The 22249-nt window shown below is 59.1% G+C and carries 15 protein-coding genes and 5 pseudogenes; 5 read left to right on the top strand and 15 right to left on the bottom strand.

The genetic code is table 11. The annotated features are described in order from the left end of the window. Window positions 1-10: 10 nt before the first annotated feature. Window positions 11-892: a BadF/BadG/BcrA/BcrD ATPase family protein gene (locus PSQ19_RS18090; RefSeq protein WP_282218885.1), complete on the bottom strand. Its 882-nt coding sequence runs from the start codon at window positions 890-892 to the stop codon at window positions 11-13. A 234-nt stretch (window positions 893-1126) separates the two neighbouring features. Between PSQ19_RS18090 and PSQ19_RS18085 the strand changes: the two genes are divergently transcribed. Beyond that, complete coding sequence (locus PSQ19_RS18085) at window positions 1127-1618, top strand: bifunctional adenosylcobinamide kinase/adenosylcobinamide-phosphate guanylyltransferase (protein WP_282218884.1); 492 nt, start codon at window positions 1127-1129, stop codon at window positions 1616-1618. On the opposite strand, the pseudogene cbiB reads toward PSQ19_RS18085, so the two are convergent. The 4 genes and pseudogenes from cbiB to cobA form a co-directional block, all read right to left on the bottom strand. Beyond that, window positions 1615-2584, bottom strand: a pseudogene (gene cbiB, locus PSQ19_RS18080) (adenosylcobinamide-phosphate synthase CbiB). The gene PSQ19_RS18085 and the pseudogene cbiB sit on opposite strands and share 4 nt — an antisense overlap. Further along, a pseudogene (locus tag PSQ19_RS18075) lies at window positions 2584-4030 on the bottom strand (cobyric acid synthase). Before PSQ19_RS18075 ends, cbiB begins: the two co-directional pseudogenes overlap by 1 nt. Before the next feature lie 15 nt (window positions 4031-4045). Continuing rightward, window positions 4046-5332, bottom strand: coding sequence for a cobyrinate a,c-diamide synthase (locus PSQ19_RS18070; RefSeq protein WP_282218883.1), 1287 nt, complete (start codon window positions 5330-5332; stop codon window positions 4046-4048). After that, window positions 5325-6161 carry a uroporphyrinogen-III C-methyltransferase gene (gene cobA, locus PSQ19_RS18065; protein WP_282218882.1) on the bottom strand — a complete coding sequence of 279 codons (837 nt, stop codon included), beginning with the start codon at window positions 6159-6161 and terminating at the stop codon, window positions 5325-5327. The genes PSQ19_RS18070 and cobA overlap by 8 nt, the downstream gene beginning before the upstream one ends. A gap of 41 nt (window positions 6162-6202) precedes the next feature. Here cobA and PSQ19_RS18060 point away from each other — a divergent pair. After that, window positions 6203-7298 (top strand): annotated as a pseudogene (locus tag PSQ19_RS18060) (cobalt-precorrin-5B (C(1))-methyltransferase). Further along, window positions 7299-8015 (top strand): cobalt-precorrin-6A reductase, encoded by a 717-nt coding sequence (locus PSQ19_RS18055; protein WP_282218881.1) that lies wholly within the window; start codon window positions 7299-7301, stop codon window positions 8013-8015. It abuts the pseudogene before it with no gap. On the opposite strand, the gene cobM is transcribed toward PSQ19_RS18055, so the two are convergent. Genes cobM through PSQ19_RS18025 form a run of 6 tightly spaced genes read right to left on the bottom strand, consistent with a single transcriptional unit; the run spans window position 8012 to window position 14269 of the window. Further along, window positions 8012-8797: a precorrin-4 C(11)-methyltransferase gene (gene cobM, locus PSQ19_RS18050; protein ID WP_282218880.1), complete on the bottom strand. Its 786-nt coding sequence runs from the start codon at window positions 8795-8797 to the stop codon at window positions 8012-8014. The two genes, PSQ19_RS18055 and cobM, sit on opposite strands and share 4 nt — an antisense overlap. Further along, window positions 8794-10536 carry a precorrin-3B C(17)-methyltransferase gene (gene cobJ, locus PSQ19_RS18045; protein ID WP_282218879.1) on the bottom strand — a complete coding sequence of 581 codons (1743 nt, stop codon included), beginning with the start codon at window positions 10534-10536 and terminating at the stop codon, window positions 8794-8796. Before cobJ ends, cobM begins: the two co-directional genes overlap by 4 nt. Next, window positions 10533-11237: a precorrin-2 C(20)-methyltransferase gene (gene cobI, locus PSQ19_RS18040; RefSeq protein WP_282218878.1), complete on the bottom strand. Its 705-nt coding sequence runs from the start codon at window positions 11235-11237 to the stop codon at window positions 10533-10535. Before cobI ends, cobJ begins: the two co-directional genes overlap by 4 nt. Further along, window positions 11234-12427 carry a precorrin-6y C5,15-methyltransferase (decarboxylating) subunit CbiE gene (gene cbiE, locus PSQ19_RS18035; RefSeq protein ID WP_282218877.1) on the bottom strand — a complete coding sequence of 398 codons (1194 nt, stop codon included), beginning with the start codon at window positions 12425-12427 and terminating at the stop codon, window positions 11234-11236. Before cbiE ends, cobI begins: the two co-directional genes overlap by 4 nt. Continuing rightward, window positions 12424-13053, bottom strand: coding sequence for a precorrin-8X methylmutase (locus tag PSQ19_RS18030; protein WP_282218876.1), 630 nt, complete (start codon window positions 13051-13053; stop codon window positions 12424-12426). Before PSQ19_RS18030 ends, cbiE begins: the two co-directional genes overlap by 4 nt. Before the next feature lie 4 nt (window positions 13054-13057). Continuing rightward, a complete protein-coding gene (locus tag PSQ19_RS18025; RefSeq protein ID WP_282218875.1) occupies window positions 13058-14269 on the bottom strand; it encodes a sirohydrochlorin chelatase in 1212 nt (403 codons plus the stop codon). 332 nt (window positions 14270-14601) lie between these two features. Between PSQ19_RS18025 and PSQ19_RS18020 the strand changes: the two are divergent. Further along, window positions 14602-15476: pseudogene (locus PSQ19_RS18020) on the top strand (cation diffusion facilitator family transporter). A gap of 46 nt (window positions 15477-15522) precedes the next feature. Beyond that, window positions 15523-16011, top strand: coding sequence for a hypothetical protein (locus tag PSQ19_RS18015; protein ID WP_282218874.1), 489 nt, complete (start codon window positions 15523-15525; stop codon window positions 16009-16011). A gap of 10 nt (window positions 16012-16021) precedes the next feature. Here the strand turns inward: PSQ19_RS18015 and cobO are convergent, their stop codons facing one another. The 4 genes and pseudogenes from cobO to PSQ19_RS17995 all read right to left on the bottom strand — a co-directional run bounded on the left by cobO (window position 16022) and on the right by PSQ19_RS17995 (window position 22221). Beyond that, the gene (gene cobO, locus PSQ19_RS20155) at window positions 16022-16630 is read right to left on the bottom strand and encodes a cob(I)yrinic acid a,c-diamide adenosyltransferase (protein WP_282220744.1); all 609 of its coding nucleotides are present in this window, start codon (window positions 16628-16630) and stop codon (window positions 16022-16024) included. Between the two features lie 54 nt (window positions 16631-16684). After that, a pseudogene (gene cobN, locus PSQ19_RS20150) lies at window positions 16685-20408 on the bottom strand (cobaltochelatase subunit CobN); the annotation flags it as partial. Then, complete coding sequence (gene cobW / locus PSQ19_RS18000) at window positions 20408-21451, bottom strand: cobalamin biosynthesis protein CobW (RefSeq protein ID WP_282218873.1); 1044 nt, start codon at window positions 21449-21451, stop codon at window positions 20408-20410. The pseudogene cobN and the gene cobW, both read right to left, overlap by 1 nt. Beyond that, window positions 21448-22221: a CbtA family protein gene (locus PSQ19_RS17995; protein WP_282218872.1), complete on the bottom strand. Its 774-nt coding sequence runs from the start codon at window positions 22219-22221 to the stop codon at window positions 21448-21450. The genes cobW and PSQ19_RS17995 overlap by 4 nt, the downstream gene beginning before the upstream one ends. Between the last annotated feature and the right edge of the window lie 28 nt (window positions 22222-22249).

Here is a 22249-nt window from a genome sequence, read left to right as displayed (position 1 = left end):
AATGCAAGGTTCAGGCCGGCGCGAAATTCTGCTTGGCTAGGATCAGGGCGCCATGCAGTGGTTCAAATTTGGGCATGACAACAAAACTGCCATAGCGCTTTTCAAGTAACGGAAACAGGGCTTGCCCGAATCCGCCAACTATTGCCATGACCTTGGCGCCGCGCGCCTTGAACCAATTGGCATAAGCATCAATGTAGGTGAGTTGCAACTCCATCAGTTTGATGGCGACCGCATCCCCCTGCTGGTAGTAGTCAATGAACATCGGCATCAACGCGCCATAGTCGGCCGGGTTGCGGTTGTCATCGAATGACCAGTCCATCACTGCGTCATTGTTGCCGCCGAGCTTTGCAATCACCGCCTTGGTGAGTGCGGATTCGTGAGCAAGGCCATCCGCGGCCTCGACAGCAATTCGGACAAGCTCCCGCCCCAATATCGCACCCGACATCTGGTCGCCAATCTCAAATCCCCAACCGCCTATCTGATGACGCTGGCCATCGATGATGGCCAGGCCCGCCGAGCCGGTGCCAACAATTATGACGGCGCCATCCTCACCACCCAGAGCGCCAGCGTGGGCGATGTCGATATCATCATAGACCCGCACCTGGGCAAACGGCCAATTGCGGGTTGCAAATTCTTCACGAGCCGAAATCAGTCGACCGCCGGCCATGCCAAAACAGGCATGTGTACTGGCGGTGGCAGCATAGTCGAGCCCGGCTTTTTCGAATACTTCACGCGTTCCGGCACTAATCGCTGCATAAGCAGGGTTGCCATCGTCAATTTGCAGGTTGGACCGGCCATTGCGGACTTCTGCAAGCGTCTCGAGATTTTCGTTGGCCAGACGGACGCGGCAATTGGTGCCACCACCGTCTACGCCGAGATAATATCTGGGCACGCTTCCCACTCCGTCCTATATGCTGGACCTACATCGAATAATTCGCGCGGACCATAGTGCGAAAGATCATTAGACGAAAGTAGGATAAGGGACAAAATTGGCAGGCGAAGAGCCTGTTTGTTCATGGCAAGGTTGCGCTGAGCGCAAGTGCGACCTCCAAGGAGAGAAAATGATGGTCGGCCATGTACTCGTTTTGGGGGTGCCCGCTCTGGAAAGACCGGATTTGCTGAACGGTTGGCACTTAGGGCGGGACAACATCCAGCCTATCTGGCAACCGCCGAGGCCCTGGATGAAGAAATGCGCCAGCGGATCGGCAATCACCAACGGACGCGCGATCAACGGTTTACCACCATTGAGGAGCCGCTGGACATCGCCCCTGGCCTGTTGCGCGCCGCCAGTAACCACGACGTGATTCTGGTTGACTGCCTGACGCTGTGGATCTCAAACCTTCTGGGCGCCAATGAAAGCGTGGCGGACGCTGTTGATGGCCTCGAGTCCGCGTTGGCAAAAATCGAGGATTGCAGAATTATTCTGGTGTCGAACGAAGTTGGCCAAGGCATCGTACCTGACAACGTACTGGCGCGCATATTTCGGGATCTAGCTGGATCGACCCACCAGCAATTGGCGGAAGTGTGTGCCGATGTATATTTCGTCACCGCCGGATTGCCGATGACGCTAAAGGGGCAGACGGTTGACCCGTCCGGTCGACCGCTGACAAAATTCTAGCCAAGAGCCGACAGCATCAGCAGCGCGACAATTACGCTCAGAGCGAGGAGAATATTCAAGGTCGCCCGGTAGAGTTGGAGCGCGCGCAATATGTCGCTTGCTGCAAGGGCGCGCTTGCCCTCCCCCATTATTGCCAAATCGAGGGTTTCTCCGTCATAGTTGCGTGGCCCGCCCAATGACAAGCCGAGCGCCCCGGCAAAGGCGGCCTCGGGCCAACCTGAATTGGGTGAGACGTGGTTCACGGCGTCACGACCAGCTGTTGCCCAAGCTCGGTCGGGACTGGCGTAGGGGACGATAAAACAAGCAGCAGTTATCAGGATCGCGCTGAGCCGGGCCGGGATCCAGTTTACAAGGTCATCGAGTTTTGCTGCTGCCCATCCATAGTCGCGATATCGTTCGTTCATATGACCTACCATTGAATCGGCGGTGTTGATCGCCTTGTAGGCGACGATCCCCGGCAGGCCGAAAAGTACAAGCCAGAACCAGGGCGCAACGACGCCATCCGAGGTGCTTTCGGCAAGAGTCTCAATGGCGGCACGACTAATCTCGGCCTCATCCAGGCGGTCAGGATCGCGACCAACGATCTGGCTGACAGCGTCTCGACCAGCGTCGAGCGAAAAGTCGAGGGCCTCAGCGACAGCGGCGACCGCTCGTCCAAGTTCCTTTTGCGCAAGCAGAGGGGTCGCCAGCAGCATTTCGAGCAGCCATCCCTGTGGAATCTGGCGGGTCAACTGCTGGACAAGAAGTGCCGCCAGAAGGGTGACGCCAAGCAGGACGGCCATGCTGATTATGCCCGCTTCGCGTCGTTGTTGGGCAATGCATTCACGGCGATCGACGCGGGCTTCAAGATAATCAATGAGCCTTGCCAAACCAGATGACCGGATGGCCAATGGCATTCATCAGGTGCGACGGATAACCGGTGTAGCGTTCGATCAAAAGCGCAAGGGGGGCGATAAGTACGTGCATCAGGCAATATCCATGGGCTGGGCGAGCGCCAGAAGCGCGTCGAGGTCCAAATGCGATTCGAGATGGACAGCAAGTGCGTTAAGCGCGGCGTCGACACCGACCTCGTATGCCAGGGCACTGGTAGCGACTCCCAAAAAGGCGGCGCGAAAAGCGTCCGAGGCAAACACACCATGCAAATAGGTGCCAATGACCTGACCGTTGGCGCTGCGCGCGCCTTCGGGCAGGCCGTGGATTTGCGCAAACGGTCTGGCACAATCGGGACCCTGGGTAAGTCCCATGTGCATGTGATAGCCGGTTAGTGACTGGCCACCGGGCACTTCTGAACCATTAACGACGCCCAGTGTTTTTTCGGGTGCCAGAACAGTCTCAATATCCAGCAGTCCTAGTCCATCACTGGTGCCCGGTGCGCCTTCGATGCCATCGGGGTCGGCAATGGTGCGCCCCAACATCTGATACCCACCGCAAATACCGACAATGCGGCCGCCCGCACGATGGTGGGCGATAATATCAATGTCCCATCCTTCGCACCGCAAGAACGCGAGATCTGAGCGCGTAGCCTTGGAGCCCGGCAGAATGATCAGATCGGCGTGGGGCGGCAACGGATTACCCGGTTCGACAATTACCAAATTGACCTCCGGCTCGGCACGCAATGGATCGAGATCGTCAAAATTAGCAATACGGGGCAGACGCGGTACAGCTATGGTCAGGCGACCGCCGCTGGTCTGACGTGGTGCGTCGAGCGCCAGAACGTCTTCGGCGGGAAGCTTTGCCGCGTCCGAAAACATGGGTAGTGGTCCAAATACCGGTCGTCCCGTGTGTTCGGCGATAAAGGTCTTACCGGCACTGAACAGGCTCGGATCGCCTTGAAACTTGTTGACAAGCGTTGCCACGATCATGTCCCGATCCTTTGGCGCGATGACAGCGAAGGTGCCAACGAGCGCCGCGATAACGCCGCCACGCTGGATATCTCCAATGACAATCACGGGTACTTGCGCCGCACGAGCGAAACCAAAATTGGCAATGTCACCGGCCCGCAAATTGACCTCCGACGCGCTACCTGCACCTTCCACCAGCACAAGGTCGACGTCGCTTGCCAGCTCACGAAAGGCGGCAACCACATCTGGCAACAAGTCACCGCGCTTCTTGAAATAGTCGCGCGCCGACATCGAGCCTGATCCGCCTGCCGCGGACAACTAATTGGGCGCCTGTTTCCTGTTCCGGCTTAAGCAGTACCGGGTTCATGGCGGTGGTCGCGGACCGGCGCGCCGCCCGCGCCTGCAAGGCCTGGGCTCGCCCTATTTCGCCACCATCCTCGGTCACCGCCGCATTGTTTGACATATTTTGCGGCTTGAACGGCGCGACTCTGAGACCGCGATTGGCCATGGCGCGGCACAACCCCGCCACGATCATGGATTTGCCGACGTCGGAGCCGGTGCCCATGAACATAAGCGCCCGAGCCTGTCATGGCGTGCCCACATCTATGACGTGAGCATATGAGCCCATGGTCCGTCCGATGGCGGCGCCCATCGGTGGCAGCGCCTCGCCCCGGGCGTCATTGGCGTGAAAAAGCGGCGGCAGACGCGATTGTTTGGCCGAGGAATAGTGGAATTCATGCCCGGCGAGTAATTGTGGCCAGGGCAAGGCGCTTTGATGCGCCAAACGGCGGTAACCAAGGATGCGCTTGGGGCGATCAATCTGCGTAACAACCGGCAGCAACCCTGTCATTTCGTGGGGAATACCGGTTTTGTCGAGCAAGACCTCGCCCATGACCATGAAGCCGCCGCACTCGCCATAAATGAGGGCGTTTCGCTGTTGAGCCGCCTTTAAGCCGGCCTTGAATTTTGCGGCCGCCGCAATGCCGGCCCCGTGCAATTCAGGATAACCGCCGGGCAAATATATAGCATCGACTCCCGCATCGGGGGCCTCATCTGCCAATGGCGAAAAAAACGACAGTTCCGCGCCTGCGGCTCGCCAGCCGTCCAGCAGATGCGGATAGAGAAAGGCAAATGCATCATCTCGGGCAATGGCAATGCGCTGGCCCAACGGCGCGAGCCGCGCCACGTCCGACTCGTTCTGGATTGGCCGAGCCAACTCCAACAATTGGGGCAGATCGATGTAATTGCCCATGGCCTCGGCGGCTTGAGCCAGAAAATGATCGAACACGTCGATTTCAGCGGGAAGAACCAGCCCCAGATGGCGCTCGGGCAGCACCAATTGCTCATTGCGCGGGATTGCGCCGAGGCAGGGAATACCGGTCGCCGACAGCGCTTCGCTCAGCATTTTTTCATGTCGGGTACTGGCGACACGGTTGAGCACCACCCCGGCAATCTGCACGCCAAATCGCCAGTTGGCAAAGCCCGCCACCAAGGGAGCAATCGACTGGCTCTGTTTGTCGGCATCAACGACAAGCACCACCGGCAGTTCCAATAGTTCTGCCAGGTCTCCGGTCGATCCAGCGCCGTCAGCGGCACCGTCAAACAGGCCCATGACGCCTTCAATCAGCAAATAGTTGGTATCGACGTTGGCTGCCAAATATTGGAGACGGTGCCCGCTCATAGCCCACGGATCAAGATTGATCGCCTGACGTTGTGCCGCCCGCGCCAACAAGATCGGATCGATATAGTCCGGCCCGGTTTTTGCGGGCGCCACGTCAGTGCCCCGCTGATTTAGGGCCGCGAGCAGACCCAAGGTGACTATTGTCTTGCCTGAGCCTGATCGCGGCGCGCCAATCACCAGCCCCTTAACCAAAACTGTTCTCCCGGGCGGGGCCGGTATACCAATCCAAAGCGTCGCGATAGGCGCTGACCGGCCCGACAACGACAATCGCGGGCGTGGGCACATCGGCTAGGTCACTTGCCGCTGCGAGTGTGGTTTCGACAACAGTTTGCTGGGGCGAGGCTGCATTGGAGACGATAGCGAGACGGTCAGTAGGATCACGACCGGCTGCCAGAAGTTTTTGAACTATGGTGTTCAAATGCTTGACGGCCATGAACATGACGATCACCGGAGCGGCCTTGGCAATCGAGGGCCAGTCCAACGGCGAGACATCGCCGGTTTCATCGTGACCGGTCAGAAAGATGACCGCGTGGTTGGTTTCACGGTGGGTAACTGGAATGCCTGCATAGGCCAGTCCTCCCAAGCCGGAGGAAATACCTGGCACGATGCGGAACTTTAGGTTGGCGCGAAACAAGGCCCCGGCCTCCTCGCCGCCGCGCCCAAAAACGAAGGGGTCACCGCCCTTGAGCCGCAAGACGCGTTTGCCCTTGCGTGCCCAATCGATCAATTGCAGCGTGATGTCGGCCTGTTTCGGACTTGGCTTGCCGCCGCGTTTGCCGGCAAAGATTTTTTGCGCACGTGGATTGGCGTGTATCAAAAGGCGATCGCTGACTAGCGCGTCATAAAAAATTACTTCAGCCTGACCCAAGGCGTGGTAGCCCAATAGAGAAATGAGCCCTGGAGCGCCAGGCCCGGCACCGACCAACCAGACAGAGCCAGGTGCAAAATCAGGGAAATCAGCAGCATCGAGCGCTGCGAAATGCCCGCGGCGCACCAGCAAGGACTTTAGCCAATCCAACATTGTATTCCCCTGTTCGGGAACAGCTTATATAGGTCTTTGCCATGAGTGAAACCGTTGATACGCCTGTCCCCAACGCAAACGCGCTTAGGCGTGGCTGGACGACCGGTGCCTGCGCGACCGCTGCCACCAAATCGGCCCTGTCGGCGCTATTGGGCGGCGGATTTGACGATCCTGTGGTCATTCCGCTGCCCGGCGGTCAACGACCAGGATTTTCGCTCGCCCACGAGGCGCTGGGCGATGGCTTTGCCGAGGCGGGCATCATCAAGGATGCAGGCGATGATCCAGATGTTACCCATGGCGCGCTGATCATGGCCTCGATCAGTCACGGATCGACTGGCACCGGGGTTCAGTTCAGGGCAGGCCGAGGTGTCGGCACCGTTACAAAGCCCGGCCTGCCTCTCGCCGTTGGTGAACCGGCGATCAATCCGGTGCCGCGAAAAATGATGACGGCAGTGGTGACCGAAGTAGCCGGACGGTTTGGTGTTGCACCGGATTTTGTCGTTACCATTTCAGTGCGCGACGGCGAACAGTTGGCGGCAAAAACCTGGAATCCACGCCTCGGCATTTTGGGCGGACTGTCGATTTTGGGCACGACCGGCATTGTTATTCCCTACTCATGTTCGGCTTGGATCCATTCGATCCATCGCGGCATCGATGTGGCGCGGGCGATAGGGCTGACTCATGTTGTTGGCTCGACCGGCGACCTCTCGGAAAAGGCGGCGCAGGCGCGGCTGGGGTTGCCAATTGAAGCCTATCTGGACATGGGCGATTTCGCCGGGGGGCTATTGAAATATCTCAAGCAACATCCGGTGGAACAGCTAACTATTGCCGGGGGCTTTGCCAAGTTGGTCAAGCTCGGGCAAGGGTCGCTTGACCTGCATTCGGGGCGCTCGAGCGTCGAATTGGACGGATTGACGGCAATGCTGGCGGCCATGGGCGCGAGCAAAGAGCCTGCTGGCGAAAGTACCATTGGCGAATACAGCAAATGAAGTTTTGGGCATGGCCGCGGGTTTCCGGCTGGCTGATGCGGTGGCAAAGGCCGCCAAGGCACGGGCCGAAAGGGCGCTAGGAGCGACCAAAATTGCCGTCGGCATTCTGGTCGTGGATCGTGCCGGTGCAATTGTGGGTGAGGCCTAGGTGAAAATCCTGATTCTTGGCGGCACAGCAGAAGCACGACATCTAGCGGCAGCGCTGGTGGCGTTGAACCATGACGTAACGACGGCGTTAGCTGGTCGTACAGTAGCGCCGCTGCAGGTGTCGGGACAGCTTCGGACGGGTGGGTTTGGCGGCGTCCAGGGGCTTGCGACCTATATCGCAGCAGAAAATTTCGAGCGCGTGATCGACGCGACGCATCCATATGCCGAACAGATTTCTCGCCATGCGGCGCTAGCATCGCAGCACACATCGCGACCGCTGTTGCGCCTGTTGCGGCCCGGATGGGAGGAGCAACCGGGTGCGGATTGGCAGCGGGTGGCCGACATGACTGCGGCAGCGATGGCGTTACCCAAGGGCGCTATTGTGCTGCTAACGACGGGTCATCGAGGGTTGGAGGCGTTTTCAAAGCGGGAGGATTGTCGCTTTATCGTCCGACTGATTGAAGCGCCAACAACCGTGTTGGCCAGTAACATGCACCTCGTCTTGTCCCGCCCACCCTATTCTATTGATGATGAAACCCGGCTTATGCAGTCAGAACAGATCACCCATCTGGTCAGCAAGAATTCTGGCGGTGTGCAGACCATGGCGAAACTGGCGGCGGCGCAGGCGCTGGGCGTTGGCATCATCATGATAAATCGGCCCGACTATGACTATGGCACGGCAGCCGCCAGCGTCGACAATGCGTTGGGGCTGCTCTAGCCCGACTGCTTTGACTTTTTCTTCTTGCCGACATTGCGCAGCACATGGGCGAACTGGGCGTCGTACAATCTGGAATCCTTGAACCGGGTCTGCCCGAACACCTGACCGACAAAAATCAACGCGGTTCGGGTGATTTTCTCCTCACGGACCCGCCCGCGCATTTCAGCAAGCGTGGTCACAATGATTTCTTCATCCGGCCATGTCGCGCGATAGATGATAATGACCGGGCAGTCGGATCCATAATGGGGCGTCAACGCGGTTTCGACATAGGCCAGATTGCGGATTGAAAGGTGGATAGCCAGCGTTGCCTTGGACGCACCGAGAAGCTCGAGCCGCTCGCCCTCGGGCACCGAGGACGCCTTGCCCGATGTGCGGGTAAGGATGATGGTCTGGGCGATTTCGGGGAGTGTCAGTTCTGTCTGCAGTCGCGCCGCTGCACCGGCAAAGGCGGGCACGCCCGGCACGACTTCATAGTCTATGCCCAAACCATCAAGCCGCCGCATCTGCTCGGCTACGGCGCCGTAAATCGAGGGGTCGCCAGAGTGCACTCGGGCGATATCGTGTCCGATTTCGTGGGCCAGCCTTATGTCCTCGATAATCTGATCAAGATGCATGGGTGCAGTGTCCTTGACCAGCGCGCCGGCTGGGGCGGAAGCCACGATTTCGGGGGGCACGAGCGACCCTGCGTACAGACACACAGGACAACGTTCGATCAATCGTTGGCCGCGCAGCGTAATCAAGTCGGCAGCGCCGGGGCCTGCGCCAATGAAATAGACTGTCATGGCAGGCTCTTTCGTTCGTATCCTCGTGGCGTATAGGCGTAGGTCTGGCCATTGCCGCGCGTCAAAGAACGCGACGATGAGGCGCCGAACAGGACAATGGTCAGCATGTCAATCTCGGTCGGATCGAAGGCGGCAAGTGTGGTGATGCGCAGGTTTTGTTCGGGCCGACCGACATTGGTACCAATAACGACCGGTGTATCGGATGGTCGGTTATCGAGATAGATGGCTTTGGCGTGTTCGATCAGATCGGTGCGGCGTTTCGAGCGCGGATTGTAGAATGCGGTAACAAAATCACCCTCGGCGGCCGCATGCAGGCGTTTGATGATGTGGTCACGAGGGGTCAGCAGATCCGAGAGCGAAATGGCACAGAAATCGTGCCCCAGCAGGGCGCCCGCAGCGGCCGATGCAGATTGCAGCGCCGAAATTCCGGGATGGCTGGCCACGCCGACCCGCCGAGCCGCATCGGAGACGGCGCGCGGGCCGGATGCGTCAAGCAGTTCATAGACCAGCGCTGCCATGGCGTAAATTTGTGCATCGCCTGAGCAAACGAGCGCGACTGTTCGTCCGGTGGCGGCCAATTCAAGAGCGTGGCGGACGCGGGGTTCTTCATCGCCGAGTGGAAATCGATGCTCGGTCTGGTCGTTATGCACGTCGGCAATCAGGTCGAGATAGAGGCCATAGCCCACCCAGTCGGTTGCGGCATCCAGCGCCCGAACGGCAGAGACGGTACGCGAAGTGGCTTCGCCAGGGCCAATACCAACGATGTGCAACTGGCCAGACGCCCGGCCAAAATTTGCGATCTCTATCGGGCTTGGCGCCTTGCCAATCGCACAGGTGGCACGTTTGGATTTTTGCTTGGGCACCAGCAATGTGCCTGCCTTGAGCGCTACTGCCTCACAAACGCCGGGCGTGCCGGTTTCGGCGTCGACGATGGCAGAGGGGGTTACCAGCCGGTCACGTTCCTGATTGAGTTCGACCGCAGTGAACACCCGTAGAGGCACGCCGAAATGGGTTGCCGCTGCGTGCAGGGCCGTCTCATCTGCCTTGAGATCAATGCTGCCAATCGCCGCCAAGGATAATGGTGACAGATCGGCGTCGGCGAGAGTTTTATCAATCAACGCGATAACTTCGGCTGGCTCCACGTCCCTCTCGCATCCAACGCCCGCAACCAGCGTTTTGGGATGAATGACCAACCCCGGCGCGGTGCGCTTCTCGGTTATCGAGATGACAACGGTACCGGCACGGTCGAGCGTATATCCTGCATCGGCGAGCCAGGGGGCGTCACCCTCAAGTTTTACCGCAGCCCCACCGAGTAGCGCGGCCATGGCCGCCTTTGCGGCGGTGGGATCGGCCAAGGCATAGCCTTGCGGCGGCTCGTCGAGTGCACGGGTAAACCGAGCATCAGACGCGGTGGTAAGCGCGGCGATGCCACCAAGCCCCTCGGCTAATTGTCGCGCCAGCATGTTGGCGCCGTGGTGGCCACCCAACAAGGGCACAATGTGGGTGCCATCTGCACTGACGGCAATCACTGGGGGTTCAATATGCTTGTTGCCGATATGGGCGGCCAACAGGCGAACAAGAATGCCAGCGGCGCAGACACCGATTATCGCTGTTCCGGCAGTGAACAGGCGCGGGATGGCCGATTTGCCGTCAGTGATGATGGTGCCGCCGGTCATGGCCGCGATTGCCTTGGCGGTCGGCAAGCCGTTGGCGGCGAAGCATATTATGGCAGGTTTCAAGTCTTGGCCCAGGCTTCCTCTCCGGCAGAGCAGAGAATAATCGAGAAATAGGGGCGCGCGTCGTGCGCGAAATCGGCGAGTTTGGTAATGCGCTGGTTTTGGCCGCTGGCGTATTCGATGACTACGGCATTTCTGGCATGCCCGGTTTGTTCGAGCAGCGCGCGTATGCGGTCGAAATGCCGCCCCAGTTTAATGATGGCGGCGGCGGGCGCTGAGTTCAGTTCAGCCTTCAATCGTTCATCGCGCAACGGCGCGGGCAGGATTTTTAGTGTCTCGTTGCGCGCCGCCAGTGGACGGACAATGGCGGCGGCAGCGGCGGTCAGCGAGGTAATGCCCGGAACAACTACGACGGGCGCGTTGATCCGCTCGAGCAGATACATGGCGGAGCCGTAAAACAGTGGGTCACCCTCACAGAGATAGGCTACGTCGCGCTCTGCATCGAGTTGCGTCTGAATGACGCTCGCGCCCTGATCATAGGCGGCTTTTCCCGGTGCCCGGTCGCGCCGCATCGGAAGACAAATTGGCAGGAGTTGAGCGGATGGGTTGAGATAGGCGCGGGCGATGTCGAAGGCCATGGCGCCTGCCTGTTCGGTCGTCGGATACGCAATGGCTGGCATTGTCGCCAATAGTCGCGCCGCTCTGAGTGTTAGCAGTTCAGGATCGCCCGGTCCCGTGCCGATCAGATACATGGTGCCGGTCATGGTTTTGTCACTAGATATTGGGTGACGGCCATGCGCGGGCGAAGGGCGCGATGGCGACCGATTTGATCGAGCACAGCGGTTTCAATACGCACAATGTCACCGCCAAGACTGAACTGTCGCTCAAACAATGCCATCTCCCCTTCGACCGTCACGGCATTGGCAAGTAATCGACCGCCGGGGCGCAGCGCTTCCCAACAGCCATCAAACAGCGCGCGATTGCCGACATTGCCGCCTAGGAAGATCGCGTCAGGTGTTGGCATTCCCTTCAGATTGGTCACGGCATCGCCGGGCTCAATTCGCAATTGCGGCGTCCCGAGTGCTTCGGCGTTGGTAGCGATCAGTTGCAAGCGAGATGCTGACTTTTCAAAGGCGATCGCCTGACAGTCGCGCGCACTCCTGAGCCATTCGATGGCGATTGAACCGCACCCGGCGCCGACGTCCCAAAGCATGGCGCCGGGGAAGGGTGCGAGCTTGGCAAGGCTTGCGGCGCGCACTTCGCGTTTGGTCAATTGGCCATCGGAAACAAAGGCTTGATCGGGCAATCCCGGCACCGATGGTAGCAGCGCGGCACCATCGCTGGCGACGCAATCAATGGCGAGTACATAAAAGTCGGAAATGGTGGCGGCGTCAAAATGTTCCGCCACTGCGGGGACAATCCGCTCGTCGGGGGCGCCCAGATTTTCCACAGCCGTCATCAATGAGGCGCCATAACCACGATCGACAAGAATTTCGGCAACGCTGTTGGCGGTACCTCGGTCGCTGGTCAATGCCAGAATTCTGTTGCCGGGCTGAATATGGGCGTGAATGGTTTCGGACGGACGCCCATGAAGCGAGATTGTTGCGACGTGCTGAAGCGGCCAGAGCAAGCGCGCCGCCGCGAGTTGGAATGCCGATGGATGGGTATGGATGGCAATCTCGTCGCGTCCATAGCGCTTGGCCAGCGTGGCACCAATGCCAAACCACATTGGATCGCCGGTTGCCAGAATGAGTGTCGGTTTACCGCGCCGGGCATCGATCTGGTCCAGCATAGCGGACAGTGGCGACTGCCATGGTAGGTGGCGAGGGTCACCATCGGCGAAGCGCGGCGGCCCTATGATGGTATCTGCGGCAGCGACTATCGCTTGCAACCCAGGCGGTAAGTCAGCAAGACCACGCTCCCCCACCCCAACGATATCCAGCCATTTACTCATTCGTCGTTGGCCAATTTCGCAATGGCGTTGAACGCCGCACTGGTGATGGCCGAGCCTCCACGCCGTCCCCGCACTGTTACAAAGGGTATGCCGGCCGCATTCGTAGCCAGCAGCGCCTTGCTTTCGGTCGCGCCGACAAAGCCCACGGGCGCTGCGATAATGGCGGCGGGGCGGTCGGCAGCAGCAGCGATCATATCGAGCAGGTGAAATAGCGCAGTCGGCGCGTTACCGATCACAATAATGGCGCCCGCCAGCCGGTCCTGCCATAATTCCACGGCGGCCGCAGAACGGGTGGTTTTGAGCGATTCGGCCATTTTTTCAGTGAGTGGATCGTTGAGTGTCACCACTAGATCGTTGGCTTTGGCCAGGAATTTGGTGATGATACCGGCGCGGACCATTTCACAATCACACAATACCGGTTTTTCAGCGTCGAGCGCTTTGGCAACAGCCTCGACCACATCAGCTGACCCGATTATGTCGTCGGCCAGATCGACCATGCCGCAGGCGTGAATCATGCGGATGGCGACGGGGCGAAGAGCGGACGGCAAGCCTGACAGGTTCGCCTCATGCTCTATCGTGGCAAAGCTTTGAGCGTAAATACCGGCGGGGTCACGCACATGTTGCATTCGCCTACCCCTTATTGCGCTGGCTCTGGGCAAGTTTGCCCTGAATTTTCGGCAGAGTTACCGGCCCTAGCGGATGGTTTGCATGGGGATAGGGATGGTGGTGGTGATCGCCATGATCGTGACTGTGGCCAGCTTTTTTGTTGAGCAAAGCATGATCATGACTGTGACTGTGACTGTGACTGTGACCGTGATCATGGTCACCATGAGGCTCATGGCTATGGAGTGGGGTCCATGGCAGATCATGGGTCTTGCAAAAGGCCTCGTCGCGGCAGGAGGCGTCGCAATCGCCGTCGCAAGGGCAGTTTTCCAGTCCGCCACCGACGCCTTCTACATGATGGTGGTGGCTTTCCTGAGCCATGCCGATTTCGGCCTCAAAACCCAAAACCTGCTCCCGATATTTGCACATGGCACAGTTCATCAGGTTCTGGCCGACCAGCATTTCCTCGAGCCGTTCAACGACGGTGTCGATGACAAGTGGATGATCGTTTAGGTAGGGTGCGTTGAGAATTTCGACACCTGGGTATTTTTTCTGAGCCTCATCGGCGGCAGCATAGATGCGGTTGACCAAAACGCCGGTGAAGAGGAAATAAGGGAAAACCACGATGCGACGATAGCCAAGCTTTACCGCATGATCGAGCGCCGGGGTGACCAGCGGGAAAGTGACGCCGGAATAGCAGACCTCGCCCCAGCCAAAGCCCATGCCCTCCCAGATCATGCGCATGATTTTGGCGACATTGGAGTTGGCGTCGGGATCGGATGAGCCACGCCCGACGACCATCAATAGTGTCTCATGCCGGGCAATGGACTGATCCGGTGCCCCTCTGATTGCCTGTTCGATCCGCTCGCCCGCGGCGCGGATCATTTTTAGATCGACGCCAAGCTCGCGGCCATAGGTGATGTCAAAATCGTCGTGGCTGGCGGCGTAGGTGTTGAGTACCGAGGGAATGTCGTTCTTGGCGTGACCGGCTGCAAACAGCATGCCCGGCACGGCGAATACTTTTTCGACACCCTGTTCACGCAACCGGTCCAGCCCCAGATGAATCACCGGATTGGCAAATTCGAGATAGCCGTACTCGACCGGAATGCCTGGCAGTTTTTCGCGGAGGCGCTCGGCAAGAGTGGCGAATTCACCCACGGCCAGCTGATTGCGGCTGCCGTGGCCACACAGCATGATGCCAGTATTGGGTGGCAGGGTAAGCGGGGTCGAAATGCTCATGATCGCCTCTTGGTTTGAATCAAAGAGGCAGGTTCGCGAAAAAACCGTAGCAGGCTCCGGACTTGGTCCCCGATTTGGGTCGACCGCACCGAACTCTGTTTCAGTTCCTGTGTGGAACGCTGCGCTGATGCAGGTTCTATTGCGCCAGAACTGCGTGGTCAATCAAAGGCTTGCCGGATATGTGGCGGCAATCCGTCGCTTTTGAAAATCAATTGCAAAAACAATGACTTGCCGACAGGTTCGGCAATTGTTATGCCCGCCATTCAGTCTTGAGGGATACTGCTGGCCGAACTATGGGGCAACATTTGGCGGACAAATCATCACGGCAGACCATGATCGTTGCGAGCGTCAGCCTGGCAATAGGGCTGCTGGTGCTCGGGTTGAAGGTCGTGGCCTGGCGCGTTACGGGATCAATCGCGCTCTATTCGGACGCACTTGAGTCCGTTGTCAATGTGGTCACCGCTATAGCCGCGATCATGGCGGTCAGGCTGGCCCAAAGACCAGCCGATGCCGCCCTGCCCTATGGCTATCACAAGGCCGAATATTTCTCCGCTGTCCTTGTCGGCGTGATGATCATCGTTGCGGCAATCCTGATTTTTCGAGAGGCTTTTTGGGGTTTTTCGCGCCGGAGTTCACGGACGCGCCACTCAACGGGCTGTTGACAAGCGCCGGCGCGACAGTGATCAACGGTATTTGGGGCGTGGCACTGTTGCGGTACGCACGCAAGGTCCGTTCGCCGGCGCTTCGCGCGGACGCCAAACACCTGTTCACCGACGTTGTTTCAACCGCTGGTGTGCTCATTGGCCTCGTCCTTGTGGTGGTGACCGGCTGGGCAGTCCTTGACCCATTGCTGGCGGCGTTTGTGGCTCTGAATATTTTGTGGTCGGGTTGGGGTGTCATCCGTGAGAGTGTTGGCGGACTAATGGATGTGGCGACACCACCGTCAACGCTCACGACCATTCGTGAAGTCATTGCCGGCAATGCCGACGGCGCCCTTGAAGCCCACGACATTCGAACCCGGCAAGCCGGAAAACTGACCTTTATCGAATTTCACCTGGTGGTACCGGGCGCCATGAGCGTTGATGACGCGCACAATATCTGCGATCGGGTTGAAGCGGAACTGCGCAAAGCGGTTGAGGATGTGCAGGTCACCATTCACGTTGAACCCGAAGACAAAGCCAAACATTCCGGCATCGTGGTGGTCTAGGCTGCACCCGGCGCTTGCCGAAACAATAAGCTGCAGGCAAACTGACATGATGCGCGCTATTTTCGTGATTGCCATGTTGATCTGCGTTACGCCAGCGATGGCGACAGCGTGGGGACATTATTCAAATTTGCGATTCGGTTACGGCATTGATATTCCACCGGATTTCGTTGGGTCTGGTGAGAGCGACAATGGCGATGGTCAAAGGTTTGAGCGTCCGGTGCGCGCCCAATCCCTTGTTGTGTGGGGTGGAAATGCACTGGAGGGGTTCGAGGACGAAACTGCGGAGCGCATGGAATATCTTACCGACGATGGCTGGAATATCACCTATCAGGCCACGACGCCGACCTGGGCCAGCTTTTCGGCGGTCTCGGGCCAACGCGTTTTGTACCAGCGCCTGATTGCGCTCTGTGGCGGCAGCCAATATGGGGCGTTTCAGCTCAAATATTCGATGCCGGACATCGCGACCATGAACGCGGTCGTTGAGCGACTTGTGACGTCTCTGAGCGTCGAAACATCAAAAACCTGCCGACAATGACCTCAATCGGCTAAAATTCGATGCCAGCCTGGGCTTTTACACCGGTGCGAAACGGATGCTTGATTTCGGTCATTTCGGTGACCAGATCGGCAATTTCGATCAACTCATCCTTGGCATTTCGGCCGGTGACAATGACGTGGGTATCACGGGGCTTGTTTTTCAGCACCTCGATGACCTCCTCGAGCGGCAGATAGTCGTAGCGCAGGCAAATGTTGAGTTCATCAAGCAACACCATCTTGTAACTGGGGTCGGCGATCATCTCTTTGGCCTGTTTCCAGGCGGCGGCGGCGGCGGCGAGGTCGCGCTGACGATCCTGGGTGTCCCAGGTAAAGCCCTCGCCCATGGCACGAATGGTCACAAAGTCCTGAAATTTTTCCAGAATATCGCGTTCACCCGTGCCCCATGCGCCCTTGACGAATTGGACAACGCCAACCTTGAATCCGTGACCAATGGCGCGAAATACCATGCCGAAGGCGGCCGTGGATTTGCCCTTTCCCTTACCGGTATGGACGATCAACAGGCCGCGCTCTTCGGTTTTCGTCGCTAGCATGCGGGTGCGCGCTTCCTTCTTTTTACGCATCTTTTCAGCATGATAGGCGTCGCGCTCGGCTTCAGTCATTAAGTCGGTTTTCTTGGGGCGGTCAGACATGGGGGTCTCCTCGAGAAGAGCGTAGGCGGAGTTGGAGCGAGGTGTCCAGAGGCCACGCGTGATGGCTTCACGGAATTTTTTCAGCAATTCATCATAGCCGAAGCTATTGTTTTTCTTGATGAAATCGCGCGTGCTCTCGTCCTCGACGAAGGCTTCGAAGGCGAGGTCGAAATGGTGCGTTTTGACAGCGCCGGTGGTGGCGGCGAAGGCGAACATGTAATCAACAGTGGCGATGATTTCGAAGGCACCCTTGTAACCATGACGGTGCAAGCCATTGATCCATTTAGGATTTACCACGCGCGAGCGCATGACTTTGGCGATTTCTTCGGTTAGCGTTCGCGTTAACACATGCTCAGGGCGGGAGTGATCGTTGTGGTAGGCGGCGGGTTGACTGCCGGAAAGGGTTTCGACCGTCACGGCCAGCCCTCCCTCGAACTGATAATAGTCGTCGCTATCGAGCAGATCGTGCTCGCGATTGTCCTGATTGTGGACCACCGCATCAATCTGGGAAAGGCGCGCGGCAAAGCGGGCGCGCTCGGGAATGCCTGCTGCCTGAACCCCATAGGCATATTGCCCCCAGTTGAGGAAGGCGTCGGCCAGATTTGCCTTGGTTTGCCACTGACCAGAATCCATCAGGCCCTGCAGCCCGGCACCGTAAGCGCCCGGTTTTGAACCGAAAATTCGATGACCGGCCGCGAGGGCGGCATCGGCCTCACTCGAGCCAGAGGCCATGAGTCCGAGCGCGTCGGTGCGCATGCGGGCGGCGACGGGGTTTTGATCCTCAGGCTCGTCCAAGGCACCAATGGCACGGATAGCGCGGTCGAATAGGGCGATCTGGGCCGGGAAGGCGTCGCGAAAAAAGCCCGAAATCCGGAGGGTCACGTCAATGCGGGGACGACCCAGCCTGGCCAAGGGAATGATTTCATAGCCCGAGACGCGCAGTGAGGACGGGTCCCATTTTGGCTTGGCACCGATAAAGGCCAGAGCCTGGGCGATATCGTCGCCACCGGTGCGCATATTGGCAGTGCCCCAGACAGAGAGCGCCAGGGACTTGAGGTAGACGCCATGATCCTGAAAGTGGCGCAGGATGGTGTTTTCCGCCGATTGGCGACCCAATTCCCAAGCGGTTGGGGTGGGAACGGCGCGATTGTCGAGCGAGAAGAAATTTCGGCCCGTCGGCAGCACGTCCAGGCGGCCGCGCGAGGGGGCACCGGATGGGCCGGGGGCGATGAACTTTCCATCGAGACCGTCAATCAAGGCCTTGATTTCATTGGGACCGCTGGCGGCAAGGCGAGGGCGGATGGTGGTTTGAACGGTTTGCAGAACCGCCTTGGTGGCAGTCCATTCCGGTTCTGGGGATGTGCCTGAAACAAGGCTTGCGGCAAGGGTTTCGAGCACCTCGACCATGTCACCATTGGTGCGCACATCTGTTAGCACCGTGTCAGCGTTGAGTGTCACCTGGGGACCACACCATGGGGAACCGAGTCTCTGCGCTCAGCGCATCGAAGCCCAATTTCAGATCATCGGCCAAAGCGCGAATGATGGACGCCTCGCCGCCGCCATTATCCCCGCGTGGAACACGCGCCAGTGCCACGATCAGATCGCGCTCCAAATCACCGGTGGGCGACTGGCCAAAAATATGCAGGCCGTCGCGGATCTGGGCTTCCTTGAGATCGCAAAGGAAGTTGTCGATTTTGGCCAGCGCCGCGTCGGGATCGTCCGGCAGGGCGATGTCGCGATCAAGGCGGGTGTCGCGGGTGAAATCGAGAATGCGGCGCTTGAGATCGCTGAGGCGGCGGCGGTCCATGCCGGAGGCGGCGTAATATTCGTCGAGCAGGGCTTCGAGATCTTTGAGCGGGCCATAGGTTTCGGCCCGCGTCAGCGGTGGGACAAGATGATCAATGATGGTAGCGCCGGTGCGCCGCTTGGCCTGAGTGCCCTCGCCGGGATCATTGACAATGAATGGATAAAGATGGGGCAATTGGCCCCAAAGCGCGTCAGGGTAGCTGGTTTCATCGAGCGCCGTCGCCTTGCCGGGAAGCCATTCGAGATTTCCGTGCTTGCCATTGTGAATGAGGGCATGGGCGGCAAATTCGTGGCGCAACCAGAGATAGGCGGCAAGGTAGGCGTGGGGCGGCACGAGATCGGGATCATGGTAGTTGGCGGTTTCGTCACGATCATAACCGCGGGCGGGCTGCAGCAGAATGGTGAGGTTGCCAAAGATCAGGGCCGGGAGATGAAAGACGTCGCCGCGCAGGAACGGGTCGGCTTCGGGTTGGCCCCAGCGGGTGGTGACTTCCGTTCGGATTTTTTCGGGCAGCGCAGCGAAGAGCGTATTGTAGCGGGCAAGGGTCAGTTGGGCTTTGCTGGCGCCGCGCTGCGGGTTGGCGTTGGTTGGGCCGGCCTGCAACGATTCGATCAGTGCATTGCCATTCTCGGGAACGTCGAGGCGGTAGCCTTCGGCCTTGAGAGCCTTGAGAATTTCGACGCTCGATTGGGGTGCATCATAACCGACGCCATTGGCCAGACGGCCATCGCGGATGGGATAGTTGGCAAGAATCAGCCCGATTTTGCGTTGCGCACGCGGGGTGGCGCGCAGGCGGGCATAATTTTGGGCCAAGTTCGTGGCGCGGGCGATGCCCGAGGCGTCGGGGGCATAGGCCGAGAGCGGACACTGGCTCCGGTTGTGCCAGAGGGCCTGTTGCTTGTGGCCCACGAGGATGGCGCCGATGCGGCCATCAAGTTCGGGCATGACCACCTGCATCGCCAGGTCCTTGGCAGAGAGGCCCTGCGGGTCGGCTTGATATTGCTCAATAGGACGCCCGCCTTGCAGCAGCTGGATGATGGGCGCGTCAATTTCCGCAAAGGGATTGGATTTTGCTTCAAGCCCATCGAGGCCGAGCGCGAAACCGGTCAGGTTCAGGATGGCGGCTGGCTGGAATCGGGCCAGTGCATTTTGTACGAACCGTACGCATGCCCCTTCCTTCAGCGACGAAATGACCAGTGGGACCGGAACGAGATCGGCTGCCGTCAGAGCAGCAATCAAGGCTTCGAGCGTGGCCGTGCCCGCCCCTTCGAGCGCTGCGCGATAAAACAGGATCGGGATATTGGCGACCGCATCCGGCACCGTTTTGGCGTTGTAGGCGGCAAGGGCTTCGGGTTCGGTTATGCCCAAAGCCGGGTGCCACAGGCCGAAACGGGCAAAGGGGGCCGGGGCGAAATCCTTATCAGCATCCCTGGCCAATCGTTGCGCGCCCAAGGCGTGCGGCGTTGCCAACTGGTTGAGGGCTGCAAGGATCCGGTCGGCATTGTCGGGACCACCAGCGGTAAAAAGGGCGTGCAGGGCTGACCAATCATCGGGGTGGATGGTTGATCGATGCCGCAATATGGGATCGGGATTGGCGTCGCCGGGGAGCAGCGCCAGCGCGATCTTGTGGTTGGCACATAGGGCTGTCAGTTCGTCTACGCCATATTGCCAATAGGCAGCGCCGCCCAAGAGCCGCACGACGACGATCCTGGCGTGACGCACGGTTTGCTCCAGCCAGAGATCGACCGAATAATTGTGAGACAGGCGCAAGGTATTGGCGAGGCGCAGCCCTGTTTCGCCAGAGCGATCGGCAGCGCCGGCGAGCATGGCCAGTTCGCTATCGGCGGCGGAGGCAAAGATCAGCGCGCCCGGCGTCTGGGCCAGATCGATGGCTTCTCCATCCTGCTGGATCGCGCCAGCCTGGGCCGAAAGCAGATGCATCAGGCCGCAGCGCCGTTAAGGCTGGCGGTGATGGCGGCGTGATCAAGCGGTTGTTCGCCAATGACCACAAGGGCTGTTTCGCGCGTTTCGCCATCGGCCCATGGCCGGTCGAAATAGGCGGTAACGCGCGGTCCGACCGCCTGAATGGAGAGGCGTGCGGGCGAACCGTCGATGGCGGCAAAGCCCTTGAGGCGCAACACATCATGGGTTCGAATTGTCGATTCAATGGTGGCCAATAGCTGATCCTTGCCCGAAACTTTTGGCAGGCGGATGGAAAAACTGTCGAAATCATCATGCTCGTGGCCTTCGCCATCATGTTCAAGTTCATGATGGCTCTGGCGCTGTTCGATATTGTCTTCGGTGGACAAGCCGAGGCCAAGCAGTGCGCCGAGGTCAACATGGCCATTTTGAGCGTGGATGATGCCGGTGCCCGGACGTAGTTCAGCGCGGAGGACCGCTTCGATGCTGGCTAATTGTTCAGCCGTTACCAGATCGGTCTTGTTAAGAACGATCAGATCGGCGGCGGTCAATTGGTCTTCAAACAATTCGCCCAACGGGGTTTCGTGGTCGAGCATGGCATCGGCCTGTCGCTGGGCATCGACGGCGGCTTCGTTTGAGGCAAAGCGACCTTCGGCCAGAGCGGCGGCGTCGGCAACGGTGACCACGGCATCGACCGTGACGCGGGATTTGATTTCGGGCCAGTTGAAAGCCCGGATCAGGGGCTGGGGCAGCGCCAGACCGGATGTTTCGATAATGATGTGGTCAAAGGTGTCGGGCCGGTCGAGCAATTGGGTCATGGTGGGAATGAAATCTTCGGCCACGGTGCAGCAGATGCAGCCATTGGCCAGTTCGACCATATCCTCTTCGCGGCAGGTTTCATCGCCGCACCCGGCCAGAACAGCCTTATCGACGCCGATATCGCCGAATTCATTGATGATCAGCGCGATGCGCTTGCCTTTTGCGTGGCTGAGCAAATGGCGCACTAGTGTGGTTTTGCCGGCGCCGAGAAAGCCAGTGATGACGGTTGTTGGGATCTTGCTCATAGGGTGGCGCTCCGGTTGGCGGGGGCAGTGTTTTGAAAAAGCTGGTTGAAATAGCCGATCAACGGGCCGACGAGCAGCCAATAGACGGCTGAGACAGTCAATGCCGAGGCAGCAAAGGCGGTGGCCAGATGGGCAGGCACGGCGCTCGGCTCGTCGGGCGCGGCTGGCGCTCCGATGACATGGGGCGCCAAAAGCAGGAATGTCGCAATAGCAAAGCTGACCGGATTGGCCCGTTTGGCGATTAACAGAAAGGCACAAGCGCTAGCGATTGCCGCGCCCCACCACCAGAGCTGGCGGGCGCCAAGATCGGCGGCGGCCATGCCGGGCAATTCGGGCGGCAGGCCAAAGGCAGGGGCAAGCTGGAAGGCCATCCACCCCCCAAGGCCCCAAAGAAGACCGTTGCGCGGGGTGATGTCGATTTTTACGACAATGGCTGTGGCGACCAGCAGGAAGGCAAAGGCGATTGAGCCCAGCACATCTGCCAGTACCGTATAAAGGGTGCGTTCGAACCCGTCCTGTGGCGCCCAGGCATTATCGGCATGGGCATGAGCCGCCGTCACTGTTGTAGGGACAGCATCGTCATGGGCGGGGGTGTCGGAGGCGTGGTCATGAGCCACAACGGCGTGGTCGTGGACCTGTTCGGCATTTTCGAAAGTTTCGGCCTTCAAGATCAGAGGCACGACCTTCCATTGCTGGAGGGCGGACATAACAAGGCCTGCTGCGAGTCCGGCTAGGACCGCAGCGAAAAAGATTCGCTGAAACAATTGCATTTAATTCTCTCGGGCCGCTCAGCGGCGC

It is taken from the genome of Devosia algicola (assembly GCF_028816455.1).
GTDB lineage: Bacteria > Pseudomonadota > Alphaproteobacteria > Rhizobiales > Devosiaceae > Devosia > Devosia algicola.
Note: the sequence above shows the minus strand (reverse complement) of the source record. Positions and strands in the feature narration are given on the sequence as shown.